Here is a 19,706-nt window from a genome sequence, read left to right as displayed (position 1 = left end):
AAAGGATCCAGGTAGACCGCCGTGGCCCAATCCCGGGGAAGTTCCAGCGCCTCCACCTCCCCAAAGAGAATGCGAAGCTCGCCCCAAGGCCCCCGGAAACAGGCCTCCGGCCAACCCTTAAGGACCTCGGCAAACACCTCCTCCGCCCGGGGGAGGGGAAGGCGCACCTGGGCCAAAAGGTCCCGGGGCACGGGTTCCCGTTCCACGGCCAGATAGCGGAGGTAAACCCCTCTTTCCAAGGCACTTTCCAGGGTGGCGCGAAAGTTTACCAAAAGCCCCAGGCCCACCTCGAGGACCCTGGGCGCCGGGTGCAGGTGGGTGAGGGTCTTCTCCAGGTAAAGCCGCCGGGCCTGGAGCAGGGCCCCTTGCCGGGGATGGTAGGCCTCCCTGTACCCCGGATGGAAGAGGGTAGGGGTGCCGTCCTGGGTGAGGATGGGCTCCACACCCGTAGAATAGCCCCCATGGAGCTCACCCTTCTGGACAAGCTCTCGGGGACCCTGGCCAACGCCGCCACGGTGACCCTGGGCACGGGGTTGGGTCTTTTGTTACGGGGCCGGCTACCCGAGCGCATGGCCCGCATCATGGTCCAGGGGGTGGGGCTCACCACCCTTTTCATCGGGTTCTCCATGGCGGGCGCCCTGGGAAAAGCCAAGGGTGGGGCCGTGGACGGGGTTGTCCTGGGGCTCATCGCCCTGGTCCTGGGGGGGCTTTTGGGAGAGTGGTGGCGGTTGGAAGAAGCTTTGGAGGGCATCGGGGAGAAGATCAAGCAGGCGGTACGGGGAGGCGGAAGCTTCACCGAGGGTTTCGTGGCCGCAAGCCTTCTCTTCTGCGTGGGGCCCATGACCCTCCTCGGCTCCCTCCAAAATGGCCTTACCGGTGACCCCAGCCTTCTTCTCCTAAAGGCCACCTTGGACGGGCTTTCCGCCATCGCCCTCACCAGCTCCTTCGGCATCGGCGTGGGGTTTAGTGTCCTGGTGATCCTGGGCTACCAGGGAGGGATCGCCCTGCTGGCGGGTACCCTAAGCCAGGTCCTCCCCGACCCTGCCCAAGACCCCCGGGTCCTCCTGGTGACGGGGGTGGGGGGGCTCATGGTCCTAGGGGTGGGGATCAACCTCCTGGGCCTCACCAAGGTGCGGGTGGGCTCCTTCCTCCCGGCCCTTCTCCTGGCCCCTTTGGTCTGGGCCTTAGCCGAGTGGCTTTCGTAGGGCTTCCCCAAGGTAAAATGCGGGACATGGAGCTATCCCCCGAGCTTCTTCGCAAACTGGAAGCCTTGGCCAAAATCCGGCTTTCCCCTGAGGAGGAGGCCTTGCTGCTAGCGGACCTCAAGGGCATCCTGGAGTTCGTGGACGCGCTTCCCCAAGTGGAGGAAGCCGGGGAGGAGGAGGCCCAAGGCCGCCTGAGGGAGGATGAGCCCCTTCCTTCCCTTGGCCAGGAAGAGGCCTTGCAGGTGGCCCCGGAGGCGGAGGAAGGGCTTTTCCGCGTACCCAAGGTGTTGGAGTAGCCATGGTGGACCTAAGGCATCTGCGCCGCAACCCGGAGGTCTATCGGGAAGCCATCCGCCTCAAAGGGGTAGCCCTGGACCTGGATGCGCTTTTGGCCCTAGACGCTGAGGTCCAGGGCCTAAAGGCCCGGCTCCAGGACCTCCAGACCGAGCGCAACCGCATCGCCAAGGAGGTGCCCAAAGCCGCCCCTGAGGCCAGACCCGCCCTCATCGCCCAGGGCAAGGCCCTGGCGGAAGAGGCCAAGGGGGTGGAGGAGGCCTTGCGGGAAAAGGAGGCAAGGCTTGGGGAGCTTCTCCTGCAAGTACCCCTACCCCCTTGGCCGGGGGCTCCCGTGGGGCCTGACGACTCCGCCAACGTGGAGATCCGGCGGGTGGGGAACCCTCCGGACTTCTCCTTCCCTCCCCTGGACCACGTGAGCCTGCTGGAGAAAAACGGTTGGTGGGAACCTCGGATCAGCCAGGTTTCGGGAAGCCGCACCTACGCCTTGAGGGGGGACCTAGCCCTGTATGAGCTGGCCCTGATCCGCTTTGCCATGGACTTTATGGTGCGAAAGGGCTATACCCCCTTGACCCTACCCTCCTACGCCAGGGAAAAGGCCTTTGTCGGCACCGGCCACTTCCCGGCCGCCCGGGACCAGGTCTGGCCCATTGCCGGCACGGACCTTTACCTTACGGGTACCGCCGAGGTGGTTCTGAACGCCCTCCATAGCGGGGAGATCCTGAGGCTCGAGGAGCTTCCCAAGCGCTACGCCGGCTACGCCCCCGCCTTCCGCTCGGAGGCGGGAAGCTTTGGCAAGGACGTGCGGGGCCTCATGCGGGTGCACCAGTTCCACAAGGTGGAGCAGTACGTGCTGACCGAGGCGACCCTCGAGGCCTCAGATCAAGCCTTCCAGGAACTCTTACAAAACGCCGAGGAGATCCTGGGGCTTCTAGAACTTCCCTACCGCCTCCTGGAGGTTTCCACTGGGGACATGGGCCCGGGGAAGTGGCGGCAGGTGGACCTGGAGGTCTGGGTGCCCTCCGAGGGCCGCTACCGGGAGACCCACTCCTGCTCGGCCCTCTTGGACTGGCAGGCCCGGAGGGCAGACCTTCGCTACCGGGATGGGGAGGGCAAGGTGCGTTACGCCTACACCCTCAACAACACCGCCCTGGCCACCCCGCGGATCCTGGTGATGCTTTTGGAAAACCACCAGCTTGAAGACGGTCGGGTGCGGGTGCCTAAGGCCCTGGTCCCCTACCTGGGCAAGGAGGTGCTGGAGCCATGCGCCTAGAGGCGGCGGAGCTGCGGGTTCTGGAGCTACCCCTGAGGTTCCGGTTTGAAACCAGCTTCGGGGTCCAGACCCAAAGGACCATTCTCCTCTTGCGGCTTTTCGGGGAGGGCCTCGAGGGCCTGGGAGAGGGGGTGATGGAGAGGCTTCCCCTCTACCGGGAGGAGACCGTGGCCAGCGCCCGCTACCTCCTGGAGGAGGTCTTCCTCCCCCAGGTTCTGGGAAAGGAGTTCCCCAATCCTGAGGCCTTAAACGGGGCTCTCGCTCCTTTTCGGGGAAACCCCATGGCCAAGGCGGTCCTGGAGATGGCCTTCTGGGACCTCTTTGCCAAGGGCCTGGGAAAACCCCTTTGGCAGGTCCTGGGAGGGGTGCGGCAAAGGGTGGAGGTGGGGGTTTCCCTAGGCATCCAGCCCACGGTGGCGGACACCCTGAAACTGGTGGAAAAGCACCTTTCCCAAGGGTATCGGCGCATCAAGCTCAAGGTGAAACCGGGCTGGGACTATGAGGTGCTGAAGGCGGTGCGCCAGGCCTTTCCCGAGGCCACCCTTACCGCCGACGCCAATAGCGCCTATACCCTCGCGGACCTCCACCGGCTTCGGCGATGGGACGAGCTTGGGCTGGACTACCTGGAGCAACCCCTGGGCTACGACGACCTCCTGGACCACGCCCGGCTCCAGCGGGAGCTTGCCACCCCCATCTGCCTGGACGAAAGCCTCACCTCCCCGGAGAAGGCCAGGAAGGCCATAGAGCTTATGGCGGGAAGGGTATTCAACATCAAGCCCGCCCGGCTTGGAGGGCACGGAGCCAGCCTCAAGGTGCATGCCTTGGCCCAAAGCGCCGGGATTCCCCTTTGGCTGGGGGGGATGCTGGAGGCCGGGGTGGGCCGGGCCCACAACCTCCACCTGGCCACCCTGCCGGGGTTCACCAAACCCGGGGACGTAAGCTCGGCCAGCCGCTACTGGGAGGAGGACATCGTGGAAGAGGCCCTCGAGGCGGAGGAGGGCCTCATGCCTGTGCCCGAGGGTCCAGGTATCGGCGTGCACCTGAGGCTTCCCCTGGTGGAGCGGATCACCCTATGGCAGAGGTACATGTCCGCGAGCTGAGAGGACCCGAGGAGATGGAGGCCGTGGTGGAGCTCCAGCGGGAGGTCTGGGGCCGGGCGGAGAGCGACCTGGTGCCCAGGGGCCTCCTCATCGCCGTCCAGGACGAAGGGGGCTTGGTGGCGGGGGCTTTCTGGGAAGGCAAGATGGTGGGCTTCGTCTTCGGCTTTCCCACCCAAGACCCCACCCTCCAGCACTCCCACATGCTGGGTGTCCTGGAGGCCTACCGGGGCACGGGAGCCGCCCTCCTGCTAAAGCGCTTCCAGCGGGACTGGTGCCTGGCCCGGGGGATCAGGAAGGTGGTCTGGACCTTTGATCCCCTACGGGGGGTGAACGCCAACTTCAACCTGAGAAAACTGGGGGCCACGGCCAGGACCTACCTCCCCGACCACTATGGCCCCATGACGGGCATCAACGCCGGAGCCCCTTCGGATCGGCTCCTGGCGGAGTGGGAACTCCTTTCAGAAAGGGTCTATACCCGCATCTACTACCCTCCTCCCGAACCCCTAGCGGAGGGCCTACCCCTGGCCAACCGGGTGGTGGAGGAGAGGCCCCTGGACGGGTTTCTGGACCTCGAGGCCCCCCGCCTCCTTTTCCAGATCCCCGAGGACTGGGGGAGGATTCTTAGGGAAGACCCTGACTTGGCCCTCGCCTGGCGGGAGCATAGCCGCTTGGTCCTCGGCCACTACTTTGCCAGGGGTTACCAGGCCGTGGACTTCCTTCGGCATCCCAACCGCTATGTTCTGGCTAAAGACTGAGCTTTGGACCGCGGACGTGGTCTACACCGGCTTTGGCACCCCCATGCTCCAGGGGGCCATCGCCGTCCAAGGGGGCATGGTGGTGGGCCAGGGAGGCCTGGAGGAGCTAAAGGCCCGCTTTCCCCAAGCGGAGGTGGTCCACAAGGGCAAGGCCCTCTTCCCACCCCCCGTGAACGCCCACACCCACCTGGATCTCTCCTTGCATCCCCTTTACCGGGGGCCCTTTTCCGGCTTCCTTCCCCATGTGGTGGCCCACCGGGAAAAGCGGGGACTAGAGGCGGCGCAAAGGGGCTTGGAGGAACTTTTACGCCTTGGGGTAGGGGCTTTTGCCGACATCGTCTTCCGGGATGAGGTGATGGACTTCCTCCTGCAAGAAAGCCCCCTGCCCGGGGTGGCCTTCTATGAGGTCTTCGCCCCGGATCCCCAGGATGCGGAGGAGGTGTTCCAGAGGGTGAGGGCCAAGGTGGAAGCCTGGCGCAAGAGGGAGGGGCGCATAAGGGTTGGGCTTTCCCCCCATGCCCCTTACTCGGTGAGCGCCCCCCTGTTGCAGAAGCTGTACCGCTACGCCCGCGCCCACGACCTTCCCCTCATGATCCATGCGGCGGAAAGCCCGGAAGAGGTGGCCTTCCTGAGGACGGGGGAAGGCCCCCTGGCCGGGGTGTACCGGCGCTTTAGCCGAACCCCCTGGAAGGCCCCGGGCCTTACCCCCGTGCGCTATCTCCAGACCCTTGGTGTCCTGGGGCCCCATACCGTTTTGGTGCACGGGGTACACGTGGATGAGGAAGAGGTGCGGATGGTGGCGGATTCGGGCAGCAAGGTGGTCCTATGCCCCCGGTCCAACGGGAACCTCCAGGTGGGAGAAGCCCCCTTGGGGCTTTATGCCCGCCACGGGGTGGAGCTGGCCCTGGGCACGGACTCCCGGGCCAGCAGCCCTGACCTGGACGTGAAAAACGAGGCGCTATTCCTCTGGGGGAAGGCGGAACCCCGGCTCATAATCCGAGCCCTAACCCGGGGAGGCTACCGGGCCCTGGGCCTTCCCACCTCCCGCCTGGCCCGAGGAACCCCTCTGAGTCTGGTACACTCCCTCTGATGCGCCCCTTGGGCCGCGGCCCCCAGCTCAACCTCCCCTCCCTTCGGGACGAAGAGGTCCGGCACACCGGCCCCTTAATCCTGTATAGCGCCTTCACCGGGGCCTTGGCCGGGCTCCTGCTAGCCCTTCTTAACGCGCTACTTCGCGCTCTAACCGAAGCGCTTGGGCTTTTCTTCGGATACCTCGCCCCGGAGCCCCCGGGGGAAGGTGGCCTAGCCCAGGCCTTCACCGGACCCGCCCTTTGGCCTCTGGCCTTCCTCCTACCCCTCCTCTTTGCCGTCACCAGCCTCTTGGGCACCGGGCAAGGCCTTGCCGCCTTACTGCGCCAGGCCCGGGAAGACCGGCCAAGCCCCCCGGGGGCTCACCTGCGGGCGGTGCTGGGTGGGGTGCTCCAGCTTTCCCTCTATTCCCCCATGGGGCGGGAAGGGCCCTTTGGGGTGCTGGGACTTTGGTTGGGCCGGGGCCTGGACCGGCGCTTTCCCCGTCTGGGTGGGGGTCTCGCCTTTGCTGGCCTTGCCGCTGGGCTTGGGGCCAGTCTTCACGCTCCCGTGGCTGGGGCCCTTTTGGCCACGGAGATCCTCTACCGGAGCCTACTCCTCGAGGCCCGGGCCCTAACCCCAGCCCTCATCGGGGCCCTTTCGGCCTTCGCCGTGTACGGGGCCTTCTTTGGCTACACTCCCCTTTTGCCCCTTAGCGCCCCCATGGATCTAGGGGCCTTGCCCGCTGGGGCGCTGGTGGGCCTGGCAGCCGCCATGCTGGCCACCCTCTGGATGGAAGGCGCCCGCCTCCTGCAAAGGCACCTCTCCCCTTTGGCCTTTCCCTGGCGGCACGGCCTCTTGGGCCTGGCCTTGGCCTTGGCCCTCCTTTTCCTCCCCGAGGCCCTGGGTACGGGCCTAGGCTTTGTGGCCGTGGCCACCACCCCCCTCATCCCACCCAAGGCCCTTTTTGGCCTTATCCTGGCCAAGCTGGCCCTGCTCCTTTTGGCCAGCGGGGTCCGGGCCTACGGCGCCCCCTATACCCCCGCCTTGGTCTTGGGCGGGCTTCTGGGGAGCTTCCTGGCCCACCTCCCGGGCCCCCTGGGCCTACCCCCCGAAGCCCTGGCCCTGGCGGGAGGCGTGGCCGTGCTGGCGGGGGTGGCCCGGGCTCCCTTTGCCGCCACCCTGTTGGCGGCGGAGTGGGGCGGGTACGCCACCTTGCCCCTGGTCCTGCCCGCGGTGGTGTTGGCCTACGTCCTCACCCCTCCCTACGACCCCGAGGAGGGGCTTAGGGAAGGGCCGGCCACGCCGGAGGGGAGTCCGTCTGAAACGCCTCCGCAAAGGGAACCCCCGCCTCCCGGCCCCGAAGCCGCCGCTGGGCCCGAAAGTCCTCGAGGCTAAAGGGCCAGCCGTAGAACGCCTGGTAGAAGCCAAACACCGCCTCCGCCACCTCCTGGGTGGCGGAGACATCCACGTACACATAAGGCCGGGAAACCTCCCGCCTAGGGTAGTGGTACAGGCGAACCGGCTTCCGGTGCGCTTCCCCCACCAGTTTGGGGATGCGGCAAAGCTTCAGGGCAGAAAGCACCGCCTGGTGGGTGGCCCGGTGGTCGGGGTGCACGTCCCAAGGGTCCCAGGTGATGACGGCATCCGGCGCAAACTCGGCCATGACCCGGGCTAGGGCCAGGGCCTCTTCCCGGCTCCCCGTGAGAAAGGTGTCGCGAAAGGGGAGAAAACGGTACTCGGCCCCGATCAGCTGGGCCACATGGGCCCCGTGCCCTTCCCGTACCTCCGCCACCCTGGCCTCCTCCAGGGCCCCGAACTGGCTGGCCAACTCCCCCCTCGTCATCCAAACCAACAACACCCGGTCCCCACGCCGGGCGTGAAGGGCTAAGGTGCCTGCAGCCCCGATCTCATCGTCGGGATGGGCAAACACCGCCATCAGGTTCATGGTCCCTAGCCTACCCTCCTTGCCCCGAGGGAGAAAACCCCTTAGCATGGAGCCCAACTATGGTCCGGGGCATCCGAGGCGCCATCACCGTGGAGGAGGACACGCCGGAGGCCATCCACCAGGCCACCCGGGAACTCCTTCTCAAGATGCTGGAGGCAAACGGCATCCAAAGCCACGAGGAGCTGGCGGCCATCATCTTCACGGTGACGGAGGACCTGCACTCCGCCTTTCCCGCCGAGGCCGCCCGCCAGATCGGCATGCACCGGGTCCCCCTTCTCTCCGCCCGGGAGGTGCCGGTGCCGGGAAGCCTGCCCCGGGTGATCCGGGTCCTGGCCCTTTGGAACACGCACACCCCCCAGGACCAGGTGCGCCACGTCTACCTGCGGGAGGCCGTGCGCCTCAGGCCCGACCTGGAAAGCGCCCAGTAACCGAAGGGGATCCCAAGGCCCCGGGGAAGGCCCTCACGGCCTTCAAAAGCCCAGGATTTCTCCCCAGGGCGTGGGAGGCTTGGGGCTCACGTAGCCGGTATCCATCTGGGCCAGCTGGAGCTTGCCCGAGTACTCCTCATTCACCGCCTGCCAGTAGGTGTACTCCTCAATGACCCAGATACCCGACTCCCGGGCCCCGTTGCCGCTGGCCTTCACCCCCCCAAAGGGCAGATGCGCCTCGGCGCCCACGGTGGCGTTGTTGATGCTGGTCATCCCCGCCCGGATGCCCACCTTGAAGAGGTAAGCCCAGTGGCGGTGGTTGGTGTAGATGGCGCTGGAAAGCCCGTAGGGGGTGGCGTTGGCCACCTCTATGGCCTCCTCAATGCCCTCCACCTTGACCAGGTTGATGGTGGGGCCGAAGATCTCCTCGGCGAACTGGCGCATCCCGGGCCTGGCCTCCCAAACCGTGGGCCAGCCGTAGAGACCCGCCTCGGGGTCACCCCGGAAGCGGGGGTAGGGGTTTTCCCGGGTGATGCGCCCCTGGCCCAAGAGCAAGGTGGCCCCGTCCTCCTTTCCCCAGGTGTAATGCTCCTCCCAGCGACGGTATAGCCGCTCGTTGATAAAGGGGCCATAGGTGACCTCAGGGTGGAGAAGGGGGTTCCCCACCACCGTGGCCTCGGCCCTTTCCAGGAAGCGCTTTTTGAACTCGTCATAAATGGGTGCGTCCACGAGGATATTTCCCGCCGAGGTGCACCGCTGCCCCCCGGTGGCGAAGGCGCTCCACCAGGCCCCCTCCACCGCCAAATCCAGATCGGCATCCCGCATCACCACCAAGGGGTTTTTGCCTCCCAGTTCCAGGGTGGGCCGGATCAGGTTCCGCCCTGCCACCTCCCCGATCCAGCGCCCCACCTGGGTGCTGCCGGTGAAGGCGAACTTGTTAAGGAGGCCCTCGTCCATGAGCTCCACCAGCCACTGGCCCGTGGAGCCCTTACCCCCGCCAAAGACCACGTTGATGACCCCGGGGGGCAGGCCCGCCTCCTCAAAGAGCTTGACGAAGATATAGGAAAGGGCGGGGGAGTCATCGGAAGGCTTCCACACCACGGTGTTCCCCGTAAGAACCGCGGGGATCAGCTTCCAGCTGGGCACGGCGATGGGGAAGTTGCCGGCGGTGATCATCCCCACCACGCCCAAGGGCCTGCGGAAGGTGAAAAGCTCCTTGTTCCGCATCTCGCTGGGCACGGTTTGGCCGTAAAGCCTCCGCCCCTCGGAGGCGAAGAAGATGGCGGTGTCAATGGCCTCCTGCACATCCCCACCCGCCTCCTTGAAGGTCTTCCCCACCTCCCGCACCATCAGCCGGGTCAGGGTGGGCTTCTCCCTCTCTAGAATCCTGGCCAGGTTGAAGAGCACCTGTCCCCGCACGGGAGCCGGGGTCTGGCTCCACTCCCTAAAGGCCTCCCGCGCCCTCAGGGCAGCCTTCCTTAGGGTTTCCTTGGTGCCTTGGGGAAAGCGGGCCACCAGGTCCTCGAGGTCCGCAGGATTCCGCCTCTCCAAGACCTCCCCTTCAAAGACCTCCTCCCCGCCGATGAGATGCCCGAACTCCAGGGTGTTCCCGTACTTGCTGGGAAAAGCCTTCATGGCCACCTCCAAAGGGGATTTTACCCCTGGCCGAACTTGGTCTTGAGGGCCCGAAGGGTGGCCGGAGGCACCAGCTTGGACACATCCCCCCCGTAGCGGGCGATCTCCTTCACCATGGTGCTGGAAACAAAGGAGTACCGGGTAGCGGCCAGGATGAAAAGGGTCTCTAGGCCCGGCAGGAGCTGGCGGTTCAAATGGGCCATCTGGAGCTCGTACTCGTAGTCGGAGACCGCCCTTAGGCCCTTGACGATGGCCTGGGCCCCCACCCGCTTTACGAAATCCACCAAGAGGCCGGAAAAGGTGTGGGCCTCCACGTTCGGCAGGTGGGCGGTGGCTTCCCGCACGATGTTGAGCCGCTCCTCAGCGGTGAAGAGGTACTGCCCGCGCTTGTTGGGGTTTTCCAACACCGCCACCGTGACCCTATCAAAGAGGCGGCTTGCCCGCTGGATCACGTCCAGATGACCATTGGTTAGGGGGTCAAAGCTTCCCGGATAGACCACGTGCATCTAAGCCTCCACCAGGGTAAGGGCATTCTCCCCGTACACCCGCCGCTCCCCGAAGGGAAGGTGCAGGTCCTTAGGGTGCTGCAGGATATAAAGCCCTCCCTTCTCCACCAGGCCGCTTTCCAGGAGGGCCTGGAAGGCCTGGACGAGATCCAGGGGGTAGGGAGGGGCCATGAAGGCCACGGTGTAGCGTTCGCCCCGGGCTTTGGCCTCGGGGAGGAAGACCTCCACCGGCAGGGGCACGATGCGGGCCTTAAGCCCCGTACGGCGAAGGTTCTCCTTAAGGAGGGCCACGGCTTCCCTGTCCTTTTCCACCAAGGTGGCCTCAAAGCCCTCGCTGGCCGCCTCGAGGCCCACCGCCCCACTTCCCGCATACAGGTCCAGGAACCGGCCCCGCTTGGGGTAGCGCAGGCGAAGGTAGTCAAAAAGGGCCTTTCTCAGGCGCACTGGGGAGGGCCTGGCCGAAGCCGGCACCTTCAGCGGAACCCCTTTGGCCTTGCCGCCCAGGATCCTCACCACGCTTCCTAGCTTAAAGCTCCCGGACCAGGCGGCAAAGCCTATCCACCCCGCTGGAAACCTCCTCTAGGGTGATGAGGAGATCCAGGTGGGCCAAGGTGGTGGCCCGGCTCTCCGCCCTTCCGCTTTCCAGGCGGCTTAGGTGCGCCCGCCGCAAGCGATCCAGAAAGGCCGCCACCTCCCCTTCCTCGGACAAAACCCCCTCCGCCAAAGCCTTGTCCCCCGTGGCCAAGGCTGCCGCCATGCGCTCCAAGCGGCCTAACACCAGCCTCCCCGCCTCTAAAAGGTCCTCCTTGCCTTCCGGGCTGAAGGTCAAGCCCTGGGCCCAAAGCTTCTCCGCTTGCCGTACCACCCGGCGCACCAGATCCCCCAGGTGCTCCAGCTCGCTGGCCGCCACGAAGAAGCGCACCGCCCGCTCGTCCCGGGTACGGGTGGAAAGCTCGGCCGTGTAGAGGACCACCTCCCGGGTAAGCCGGTCCACCTTCTCCTCCAGGGCCTCGAGCTCCGCCTCGCCGCCCTCCTCCTGGGCCAGGATGCGCACCGCCTTGGCCAACATGTCCCGCACGGCATCCGCCACCCGGCCCAGCTCCCTCCGCACCAGGGCATAGGCCAGGCTTGGGGTTTCCAGGGCCTCGAGGGAAAGGTACTTGGGGCTGATGCTGGGGCGGGGGAACAGGCGCTGCACCACGCGCAGGTAAAAGGCCTGGAGAGGAAGAAAGCCCAAGGCATAGACCCCATGGCTCAGGAGATGGAGCCCCACCACCCCCAGCCCCCCTAAGGGCCCAAGCAAGAGCAAGAAGGGCAAGGAGAGAAGCAACCGATGCCCAAAGAGCACCGCGGAAAGCGCCCATGCCTCCCTCCTACCCCCCAAGGCCGCCAGGAAAAGGATCCCCGAAACCCCCACCCCTGCCCCCAGGGTCAAGGCCATCCCCCCCTCCTGCCCCAAAAAGGGTAGAAGGGCCAGGGCCAAAGCCGCCACCCCGTTGGCGGTCCCCAAAAAGAAGGCCAGAAGGATCCCCACCAGATACAAGACCCATGGAGCCGGGCCCAACAGGTTCAGAAGAGGCACAACGGCCTTAGCCCCTTGGCCCATCTGCAAAAAGCCTAGGAAAAGAAGGCCCAACCCCAGGAGAACCAGCCCCCCGCTCCGGCTTCCCCTGAAGAGGAAAAGGGGAAGGCCAAGGACCAACAGCGCCTCGGCCACCTCCCGCTGGGCCAGGGCCACCACCCCCACCCAAGCACTGGCCCCAAAGGTGGCCGCCAAGGAAAGGAGAGCGGCCTGCCCCAGGAAAAAGATCCCCCCTTCCAAAAGCCCCAGGGCCAGGAGGGAGAGGCCGGTCCCGCTGCCGGAAAGAAGCCCCAACAGGAAGCCGGAAAGCAAAAGGCCCTCCGGTGTGGAGAAGGCCCGCGCCAGGAGGTACCGCTTCCCCTTGACGGAGGAAAGCCCTTCCCCAATGAGGTGAAGCCCCAAAAGCAAAAGGGCCAGGCCCGCCAGAAAGCCCACGGGAGGAGTATACGAAAAGCCGGCCCTAGGGCCGGCCTTCTGGTCGGGGAGACTGGATTTGAACCAGCGACCCCCTCGTCCCGAACGAGGTGCGCTACCGGGCTGCGCTACTCCCCGTAGCGCCCATCAGTATAGGGTAGGAAGGCTAAAAGGTCAAAGGGTTGACGGAAAAGAACCCTCCTCCTACACTAACCCTTAACCGCGCCGGGGCGCGGCGAAAACCAGCCCGTTCTCTTATCCAGAGCGGTGGAGGGTACGGCCCTGTGAAACCGCGGCAACCTCCCATCCCTTCCGTTCCATGGCCGGATGCGGGTGGGGCTGGTGCCAAGGCCGGCCCGGGTGGGGGAAACGCCCGGGGACGATAAGAGAGGGGGGTAAGCGCCACGCCCAACCCCTTCTAGGCGAGAGAACGGTGCCCTTGCACTTCCCGCCAGAAGGGGCCTTCTTATTGGCCCCTTCCAAGCGCCCCCGGCAGGTTCTTGGAAAGGAGGCCAAGGATGCACTTTGAGACCCTGCAGCTGCATGCCGGTTACGAGCCCGAGCCCACCACGTTGAGCCGCCAGGTGCCCATCTACCCCACCACCAGCTACCTCTTCCAAAGCCCCGAGCATGCCGCCAACCTCTTTGCCCTTAAGGAGTTCGGAAACATCTACTCCCGCATCATGAATCCCACGGTGGAGGTGCTGGAAAGGCGTCTGGCGGCCCTCGAGGGGGGTAAGGCCGCCCTGGCCACCTCTTCGGGGCACGCGGCCCAGTTCCTGGCCCTCACCACCCTGGCCCAGGCGGGGGACAACCTCGTGGCTACCCCGAACCTCTACGGCGGAACCTTTAACCAGTTCAAGGTAACCCTGAAACGGCTGGGGATTGAGGTGCGCTTCACCTCCCGCGAGGAGCGCCCCGAGGAGTTTTTGGCCCTCACCGACGAAAGGACCCGGGCCTGGTGGGTGGAGTCCATCGGTAATCCAGCCCTAAACATCCCCGACCTCGAGGCCCTGGCCCAAGCCGCCCGGGAGGTGGGGGTGGCCCTTTTCGTGGACAACACCTTTGGCATGGGGGGGTATTTGCTAAGACCCCTGGAATGGGGGGCGGCGGTGGTGACCCATTCCCTCACCAAGTGGGTAGGGGGGCACGGGGCGGCGATCGCCGGGGCCATGGTGGACGGGGGAAACTTCCCCTGGGATAACGGCCGCTACCCCCTCCTCACCGAGCCCCAGCCGGGGTACCACGGGCTTAAGTTGACGGAAGCCTTCGGCCACCTGGCCTTCATCGTCAAGGCCCGGGTGGACGGCCTCCGCGACCAGGGCCAGGCCCTGGGCCCCTTTGAGGCCTGGGTGGTCCTACTGGGCATGGAAACCCTTTCCCTGCGGGCGGAGCGCCATGTGGAGAACACCCTGCACCTGGCCCATTGGCTGGCGGAACAGCCCCAGGTGGCCTGGGTGAACTACCCCGGGCTCCCCCACCACCCCCACCACGCCCGCGCCCAAAAGTACTTCCGGGGTAGGCCTGGGGCCGTCCTCACCTTCGGCCTTAAGGGAGGGTACGAGGCCGCCAAGCGCTTCATCGGGCGCCTCAAGCTCATCTCCCACCTGGCCAATGTGGGGGACACCCGCACCCTGGCCATCCACCCCGCCTCCACCACCCACTCCCAGCTCTCCCCCGAGGAGCAGGCCCTGGCCGGGGTTGCCCCGGAGATGGTGCGCCTAAGCGTGGGCCTCGAGCACGTGGAGGACCTGAAGGCGGAGCTCCAGGAGGCCTTGGCATGAGCGAGATCGCCTTGGAGACCTGGGGGGAGCACGAGGCCCTCATCCTCAAGCCCCCCCGTTCTCCCCTTTCCATCCCTCCCCCAAGGCCCCGCACCGCGGTCCTCTTCCCCAGGCGGGAGGGGTTCTACACGGAGCAGGGCGGCTTCCTGCCCGAGGTGCGCCTGCGGTTTGAAACCTACGGGCGGCTTTCCCGGCTGCGGGACAACGCCGTCGTGGTCTTCCATGCCCTCACGGGAAGCGCCCATCTTGCCGGCACCTACGACGAGGCCACCTTGCCGAGCCTTTCGCCACTGGAAAAGGCCTTCGGTCGGCATGGCTGGTGGGATGCCCTGGTGGGCCCCGGGCGGATCCTGGACCCCGCCCTTTACTACGTGATCTCCGCCAACCACTTGGGAAGCTGCTATGGCTCCACCGGGCCCCTCTCCCTGGACCCGCGCACGGGAAGGCCTTACGGAAAGGAGTTTCCACCCCTCACCATCCGGGACCTGGCCCGGGCCCAGGCCAGGCTTCTGGACCACCTGGGGGTGGAAAAGGCCACCGTGATTGGGGGAAGCCTGGGGGGAATGGTGGCCTTGGAGTTCGCCCTCATGTACCCCGAAAGGGTGAAGAAGCTGGTGGTCCTGGCCGCCCCGGCCAGGCACGGGCCCTGGGCCCGGGCCTTCAACCACCTAAGCCGCCAGGCCATCCTGCAAGACCCCGACTACCAAAAGGGCCACCCTGCCCCACAGGGCATGGCCCTGGCCCGGGCAATCGCCATGATGAGCTACCGCGCACCCCGGGGCTTTGAAGCCCGCTGGGGCCAGGAGCCGGAAAAGGGGGAGACCTACCTGGACTACCAGGGGGAGAAGTTCCTAAAACGCTTCCATGCGGAAAGCTACCTGGTCCTCTCCCGGGCCATGGACACCCACGATGTAGGCCGGGGAAGGGGTGGGGTGGAGGAGGCCCTGAAGCGGTTGAAGAACCTACCCTCCCTGTTCGTGGGCATAGACACCGACCTCCTCTACCCGGCGGAGGAGGTGCGGCAAGTGGCCCGGCTCAGCGGGGGTCGGTACCGGGAGATCCGTAGCCCCCATGGCCACGACGCCTTCCTGATTGAGACCGACCAGGTGGAGGCCATTCTGGACTCCTTCCTGCCCTAGCCCTACTTCCCTACGCAAAAGTTCTGGAAGATGCGGGCCACCACCTCCGGGGAAACCTCCCTCCGGCCCCTTAGGGAGGCCAGGGTGCGCACGGCTTCCTCCAGGGCCAGCCCCATCAGGTCCTCGGGGAGGTCCAAGGCCTCGAGAAGCCTCTCCCTGGCCCGGTGGAGGGCCTGGAGCTGTCGTTCGGTGAGGAGGTACTCCCCCCCTTCCCTGCCTAAAAGGGCCTCCCGGATGGCCTCCTTAAGCCGGTCCAGGCCCTGGCCGGTGAGGCTGGAAACGGGAAGGAACTCCGGGTCTTCCCATACGGGGGGAAGGTCGGCCTTGGTGGCCACCTTCAAGCTCCCGGGGGGCAAGGGAGGAAGGGGAGGCTTGGGAGCCGAGCGGTCGGCCACGTAAAGCACCAGGTCGGCCTCCTCGGCGATCCTTAAGGCCCGTTCCACCCCCGCCCTTTCCAGGGGGTCTTCCGTGTCCCTTATCCCCGCGGTGTCCACCGCCACCAGGGGAATGCCGAAAAGCTCCAAAGGGGCTTCCAGATAGTCCCGGGTGGTGCCGGGGATAGGGGACACCAAAGCCCTTTCGTAGCCCAAAAGGGCGTTCAGAAGGGAGCTCTTACCGGCATTGGGCGCCCCGATTAGGGCCAGGCGGGCTCCCTTCTGGGCCAGCCGGGAGGCCCGGCCCTGGGCCAGGAGGGCCTCCACCTCCTCCAGCACCTCCCCAATCACCCGCTTGGCCTCCAGGGGCTCCACCCCCTCCTCGGGGTAGTCCAAGAGGGCCTGGATGTGGGCCAGGAGGGAAAGGAGCTGGTCCTCCAGGCTGGCAATCTTCTGCGAAAAGCTCCCCTCCAGGCTCCTTAAGGCCTGGCGGCGGGCCAACTCCCCTTCCGCCTCCACCAGGGCCAAGACCGCTTCCGCTTGGGCCAGGTCCAGCTTCCCGTTCATGTAGGCCCGGAAGGTGAACTCGCCCGGAGCCGCCACGCGAGCCCCCGCCTTCACCAGGGCCTCCAGGACCCTCCTCAAGACCGCCGGCGAGCCATGGGTGTGGAACTCGCAGGCCTCCTCCCCGGTGTAGGACCGGGGTGCCCGGAAGACCAAAAGGAGGGCCTGGTCCAGGACCTCTCCCGTTTCCGGGTCCACCACCTCCCCCAGGGTGAACCGGCCGCCCTTCAGCTTCCGGGGATCCTTTCCCCGCCACACCTGGCTGGCGATGGCCAAAGCCCCCTCCCCCGAAAGCCGCACCACCCCGATGGCCCCCTTCCCCAAGGGGGTAGCGATGGCGCAGATGGGGTCCTTCAGGGTCATGGGCTAGAGGGCTTTGGCTAGGGCCTCGAGGGTAAGGGCCACATCCTCCTCCCCATGGGCCACGGAAAGGAAGGCCGCCTCAAAGTTGGAGGGTGGCCAGTACACGCCCCGGTCCAGGAGGCCATGGAAGAAGCGCTTGAAAAGCTCCGTGTCCGTGCGCCTGGCGTCTTGGAAGGTGACCACCGGCCCCTCGGTGAAGAAGACGGTCAACATGGAGCCCATGCGGTTTACCGTGTGGGGAATGCCCTTTTGCGACAAGACCTCTCTGAGCCCCGCCTCCAGCCTCGCCCCTAGGGCCTCCAGGTACGCGTAGTGACCGGGATTTCTCTCCAGGATCTCCAAAGTGGCCAGGCCCGCGGCCATGGCCAAGGGATTCCCCGAAAGCGTCCCCGCCTGGTAGACGGGTCCTAGGGGAGCCACCCTTTCCATAATCTCCCGCCTTCCCCCATAGGCGGCGGCGGGAAGCCCTCCCCCAAGGATCTTCCCTAGGGTGACCAGGTCGGGCCTTAGGCCCAGGCGCTCCGTGGCCCCGCCCAAGGCCAGGCGGAAGCCCGTCATCACCTCGTCGGCGATGAGGAGGACCCCGTACTGCCGGGCCTCATGCAGGGCCTTTAGGAACTCCTCCGTGGGGAGCAAGACCCCGGCGTTGCCCACCACCGGCTCAAAGATGATGGCGGCGATCTCCTCTCCCCTCTCCCTCAAGACCTCCCTAAGACCTAGGGGATCGTTGTACTCCAGGACCAGGGTGAGGCCGGCGTACTCCTCGGGCACCCCGGCGCTGCTGGGAACCCCCAGAGTGAGGGCTCCGCTTCCCGCCTCCACCAAGAGGCCGTCCGCATGCCCGTGGTAGTTGCCCCGGAACTTGACGATGTACTTCCTTCCCGTATACCCCCGGGCCAGGCGCAAGGCCGACATGGTGGCCTCGGTGCCAGAGCTGACAAAGCGCACCAGCTCCACCATGGGGAAGGCCCGTTTCACGGCCTTGGCCAGCTCGGCCTCCAAAGGGTGAGGGGCGCCAAAGGTGAGGCCCCCTTCCGCCACCTCCTTAACCCGTTGCACCACTTGCGGGTGAGCATGGCCCAGGATCAAGGGCCCCCAGCTGAGCACGTAGTCCACATACCGGTTCCCATCGGCATCCCACACGTAGGCCCCCTCCCCCCGCACGAGGAAAGGAGGCGTACCCCCCACCGCCTTGAAGGCCCTAACGGGACTGGAAACCCCGCCGGGGATATGCCTTTGGGCTTCGGTAAAAAGCCTTTCAGAGATGGGCCTCTCCATGCCTTACACTCTACGCCAGCCCGCGCCTGGGTCAAAACGGGCTATATCCTACTCAAGCCCACGGATAACCCGAGGACGGGTCGTGGCCACACAGGACATAGTTGCAAATCTTGCCACCAGCAGCAAAGGGACCATCAAGGGCGCCCAAGCAAGGGCCAGACAACCCCACCTAAAACCCTGCGTTTTCAAAAGCTTAAAACCCGCCGCAAAGCCGCCAGCACCCGGCGAGCATTGGGCCGGTAGTAATGCTCAATGGCGCTGAAAGGAGGGTACGGGGCGTCGTATCCCGCCACTCGCACCACGGGGGCCTGAAGGTAGTCTATGGCCCCTTCGGCGATACGGGCGGCGATCTCGGCCCCGAAGCCACCGGTGCGCATGGCCTCGTAGACCACCACCGCCCGGCCCGTCTCCCGCACCGCCTCGAGGAGGGTCTCCTCATCCAGGGGAACCAGGGTTTCCAGGTCCACCACCATGACCTCCACCCCCTCCTTGGCTGCCACCCCAGCCGCCTCCAGCATCACCTCCACCATGCCCCCGTAGCCGATCAGGGTGGCGTGCCTCCCTTCCCGCACCACCCGGGCCTTCCCCAAGGGGAGGGTGTAGTAGCCTTCCGGCACCTCCGCCCGTACCCCCCGGTAGAGCTTGATGGCCTCCAGGAAAAAGACGGGGTCCTCGTCCTCAATGGCGGCAAGGAGGAGACCCTTGGCCCTTTCGGGGCTCGAGGGAATCACCACCTTAACCCCAGGGGTATGGGCCAAAAGGGCCTCGGGAGAGTCCGCATGCTGCTCAGGGGTGTGCACCCCTCCCCCATAGGGGGCCCGCACCACCACGGGCAAACCCACTCGGCCCCGGGAACGGTGGCGCCAGCGGCCCAAGTGGGAAAGAATCTGGTCCAAAGCCGGGTAGAGAAAGCCGGCAAACTGGATCTCCGCCACCGGGCGCAATCCCCCCATGGCCAGGCCGATGGCCAGCCCCAGAATGCCGCTTTCCGCCAAGGGGGTATCAAATACCCGTTTCTCCCCGTATTTGGCCTGGAGGCCTTCCGTGACCCGGAACACCCCCCCAAGCCGGCCCACATCCTCCCCGAAGACCAAAACCCGCTCATCCCGAGCCAAGGCCAGGTCCAGGGCCTCGTTGATGGCCTGAACCAGGTTCAGCACCCTGGCCTTTTCCGCTACCATAGTTCCTCCACGTGTTTCCCCTGCCTTAAGGCCTCCCAGGCCCGCCTCTGGTCGGGGCCCATCTGCGCGTACACATGCTCCACAATCATCTCGGGCGTGGGCTCAGGGGCTTGGTCCGCCAAGGCCACCTCCCGGGTGAACTCCTCCTCCAGCTCCCCCAAGAGGGCCTCCTCCGCCTCCACTCCCCATAGTCCCTGGTCCTCGAGGGCCTTCCGGAGGCGGAGGATGGGGTCCTTGGCCCGCCAGGCCTCCTCCTCCTCCCGGGTGCGGTAGCGGCTTGGGTCATCGGAGGTGGTGTGGGGAGCCAGGCGGTAGGTGAGGGCCTCCAGGAGGGTGGGACCTTCCCCCCTCCTGGCCCTTTCCACCGCCTTTTTGGCCTCCAGGTAGACGGCGAAGGCGTCGTTGCCGTCCACCACCACCCCAGGAATCCCGTACCCCTCCGCCCGCCGGGCGATGTAGTCCACCCGCATCTGCCTCTGCCGGGGCACGCTGATGGCGTAGCCGTTGTTCTGCACCAGGAAGACCACGGGAGCGTCAAAGACGGCAGCAAAGTTAAGCCCCTCGTGGAAATCCCCTTCGCTGGTCCCCCCGTCCCCTATAGAGGTGGCCACCACCCAGCCCTCCCCCCGGTACCGCCCCGCCAAGGCCAGGCCCACCGCCTGGGGAATCTGGGTGGCGATGGGGATGTAAGGGTTCACCGCCCGCACCCCCTCGGGAAACCGCCAGCCAAGAGGGTGGGCCCGCCAATACAGGATGAGCACATGGATGGGAAGACCCCGGGCCAGAAGCATGGCGGATTCCCGGTAACTGGGAAC

General features: G+C 66.1%; 20 protein-coding genes, 1 tRNA gene and 1 riboswitch. Of the genes, 10 read left to right on the top strand and 11 right to left on the bottom strand.

Annotated elements, in window-relative coordinates; translation table 11 throughout:
- A partial coding sequence (locus Q0693_RS08195; protein WP_298630626.1) for a methyltransferase occupies positions 1–443 on the bottom strand: 443 nt, incomplete at its 3' end.
- A gap of 18 nt (positions 444–461) precedes the next feature.
- Between Q0693_RS08195 and Q0693_RS08190 the strand changes: the two genes are divergently transcribed.
- From Q0693_RS08190 to Q0693_RS08160, 7 genes are read left to right on the top strand one after another with little or no spacing between them, the layout of a single operon-like run.
- Complete coding sequence (locus Q0693_RS08190) at positions 462–1,205, top strand: DUF554 domain-containing protein (RefSeq protein ID WP_243030334.1); 744 nt, start codon at positions 462–464, stop codon at positions 1,203–1,205.
- A 26-nt stretch (positions 1,206–1,231) separates the two neighbouring features.
- Positions 1,232–1,501, top strand: coding sequence for an Asp-tRNA(Asn)/Glu-tRNA(Gln) amidotransferase subunit GatC (gatC, locus tag Q0693_RS08185; RefSeq protein ID WP_243030333.1), 270 nt, complete (start codon positions 1,232–1,234; stop codon positions 1,499–1,501).
- 2 nt (positions 1,502–1,503) lie between these two features.
- Positions 1,504–2,772, top strand: coding sequence for a serine--tRNA ligase (serS, locus tag Q0693_RS08180; protein WP_298630623.1), 1,269 nt, complete (start codon positions 1,504–1,506; stop codon positions 2,770–2,772).
- A complete protein-coding gene (gene menC / locus Q0693_RS08175) occupies positions 2,763–3,872 on the top strand; it encodes an o-succinylbenzoate synthase (RefSeq protein ID WP_298630621.1) in 1,110 nt (369 codons plus the stop codon). Before serS ends, menC begins: the two co-directional genes overlap by 10 nt.
- On the top strand, positions 3,845–4,627 hold the full coding sequence (locus Q0693_RS08170) for a GNAT family N-acetyltransferase (protein ID WP_298630619.1): 783 nt from the start codon (positions 3,845–3,847) through the stop codon (positions 4,625–4,627). The genes menC and Q0693_RS08170 overlap by 28 nt, the downstream gene beginning before the upstream one ends.
- Positions 4,608–5,717 carry an amidohydrolase family protein gene (locus tag Q0693_RS08165; RefSeq protein ID WP_298630617.1) on the top strand — a complete coding sequence of 370 codons (1,110 nt, stop codon included), beginning with the start codon at positions 4,608–4,610 and terminating at the stop codon, positions 5,715–5,717. Before Q0693_RS08170 ends, Q0693_RS08165 begins: the two co-directional genes overlap by 20 nt.
- Complete coding sequence (locus Q0693_RS08160) at positions 5,717–7,093, top strand: chloride channel protein (RefSeq protein ID WP_298630615.1); 1,377 nt, start codon at positions 5,717–5,719, stop codon at positions 7,091–7,093. Before Q0693_RS08165 ends, Q0693_RS08160 begins: the two co-directional genes overlap by 1 nt.
- Here the strand turns inward: Q0693_RS08160 and Q0693_RS08155 are convergent.
- Complete coding sequence (locus tag Q0693_RS08155) at positions 6,981–7,634, bottom strand: PIG-L deacetylase family protein (protein WP_243030361.1); 654 nt, start codon at positions 7,632–7,634, stop codon at positions 6,981–6,983. The genes Q0693_RS08160 and Q0693_RS08155 overlap by 113 nt on opposite strands.
- Before the next feature lie 68 nt (positions 7,635–7,702).
- Here Q0693_RS08155 and aroH point away from each other — a divergent pair, with 68 nt between their 5' ends.
- Positions 7,703–8,071: a chorismate mutase gene (gene aroH / locus Q0693_RS08150; protein WP_243030327.1), complete on the top strand. Its 369-nt coding sequence runs from the start codon at positions 7,703–7,705 to the stop codon at positions 8,069–8,071.
- A 42-nt stretch (positions 8,072–8,113) separates the two neighbouring features.
- On the opposite strand, the gene Q0693_RS08145 is transcribed toward aroH, so the two are convergent.
- From Q0693_RS08145 to Q0693_RS08125, 5 genes are all read right to left on the bottom strand, one after another.
- Positions 8,114–9,706, bottom strand: a complete 1,593-nt coding sequence (locus Q0693_RS08145; protein ID WP_298630613.1) for an aldehyde dehydrogenase family protein — start codon at positions 9,704–9,706, stop codon at positions 8,114–8,116.
- Between the two features lie 20 nt (positions 9,707–9,726).
- The gene (gene coaD / locus Q0693_RS08140; protein WP_298630611.1) at positions 9,727–10,212 is read right to left on the bottom strand and encodes a pantetheine-phosphate adenylyltransferase; all 486 of its coding nucleotides are present in this window, start codon (positions 10,210–10,212) and stop codon (positions 9,727–9,729) included.
- Positions 10,213–10,728: an RsmD family RNA methyltransferase gene (locus Q0693_RS08135; protein ID WP_243030324.1), complete on the bottom strand. Its 516-nt coding sequence runs from the start codon at positions 10,726–10,728 to the stop codon at positions 10,213–10,215. It lies immediately after the preceding gene.
- A gap of 10 nt (positions 10,729–10,738) precedes the next feature.
- Positions 10,739–12,229 carry a PhoU domain-containing protein gene (locus Q0693_RS08130; RefSeq protein WP_298630608.1) on the bottom strand — a complete coding sequence of 497 codons (1,491 nt, stop codon included), beginning with the start codon at positions 12,227–12,229 and terminating at the stop codon, positions 10,739–10,741.
- A 40-nt stretch (positions 12,230–12,269) separates the two neighbouring features.
- Positions 12,270–12,346 (bottom strand) — tRNA-Pro (locus Q0693_RS08125).
- 114 nt (positions 12,347–12,460) lie between these two features.
- Positions 12,461–12,597, top strand: a riboswitch (SAM riboswitch).
- 129 nt (positions 12,598–12,726) lie between these two features.
- Here Q0693_RS08125 and Q0693_RS08120 point away from each other — a divergent pair.
- Together Q0693_RS08120 and metX are read left to right on the top strand one after the other, a co-directional pair.
- Complete coding sequence (locus Q0693_RS08120) at positions 12,727–13,992, top strand: PLP-dependent transferase (RefSeq protein WP_243030322.1); 1,266 nt, start codon at positions 12,727–12,729, stop codon at positions 13,990–13,992.
- On the top strand, positions 13,989–15,131 hold the full coding sequence (metX, locus tag Q0693_RS08115; RefSeq protein WP_298630605.1) for a homoserine O-acetyltransferase: 1,143 nt from the start codon (positions 13,989–13,991) through the stop codon (positions 15,129–15,131). Before Q0693_RS08120 ends, metX begins: the two co-directional genes overlap by 4 nt.
- 2 nt (positions 15,132–15,133) lie before the next feature.
- Here the strand turns inward: metX and mnmE are convergent, their stop codons facing one another.
- From mnmE to Q0693_RS08095, 4 genes are all read right to left on the bottom strand, one after another.
- Positions 15,134–16,432, bottom strand: a complete 1,299-nt coding sequence (mnmE, locus tag Q0693_RS08110) for a tRNA uridine-5-carboxymethylaminomethyl(34) synthesis GTPase MnmE (RefSeq protein WP_298630603.1) — start codon at positions 16,430–16,432, stop codon at positions 15,134–15,136.
- A gap of 3 nt (positions 16,433–16,435) precedes the next feature.
- Positions 16,436–17,710 carry a glutamate-1-semialdehyde 2,1-aminomutase gene (hemL, locus tag Q0693_RS08105; RefSeq protein ID WP_298630601.1) on the bottom strand — a complete coding sequence of 425 codons (1,275 nt, stop codon included), beginning with the start codon at positions 17,708–17,710 and terminating at the stop codon, positions 16,436–16,438.
- A gap of 185 nt (positions 17,711–17,895) precedes the next feature.
- Entirely contained in the window at positions 17,896–18,891 is a 996-nt protein-coding gene (locus Q0693_RS08100; protein ID WP_298630599.1) for an alpha-ketoacid dehydrogenase subunit beta, read from the bottom strand.
- Positions 18,885–19,706 (bottom strand): thiamine pyrophosphate-dependent enzyme (locus Q0693_RS08095; protein WP_298630597.1); only part of this gene is annotated, 822 nt, incomplete at its 5' end. The genes Q0693_RS08095 and Q0693_RS08100, both read right to left, overlap by 7 nt.

Origin of the sequence: uncultured Thermus sp. (genome assembly GCF_938010445.1) — a bacterium.
Classification (GTDB): domain Bacteria; phylum Deinococcota; class Deinococci; order Deinococcales; family Thermaceae; genus Thermus; species Thermus altitudinis.
The sequence above is the reverse complement of the archived record's forward strand: the minus strand, read 5'-3'. Positions and strand labels throughout refer to the sequence as shown.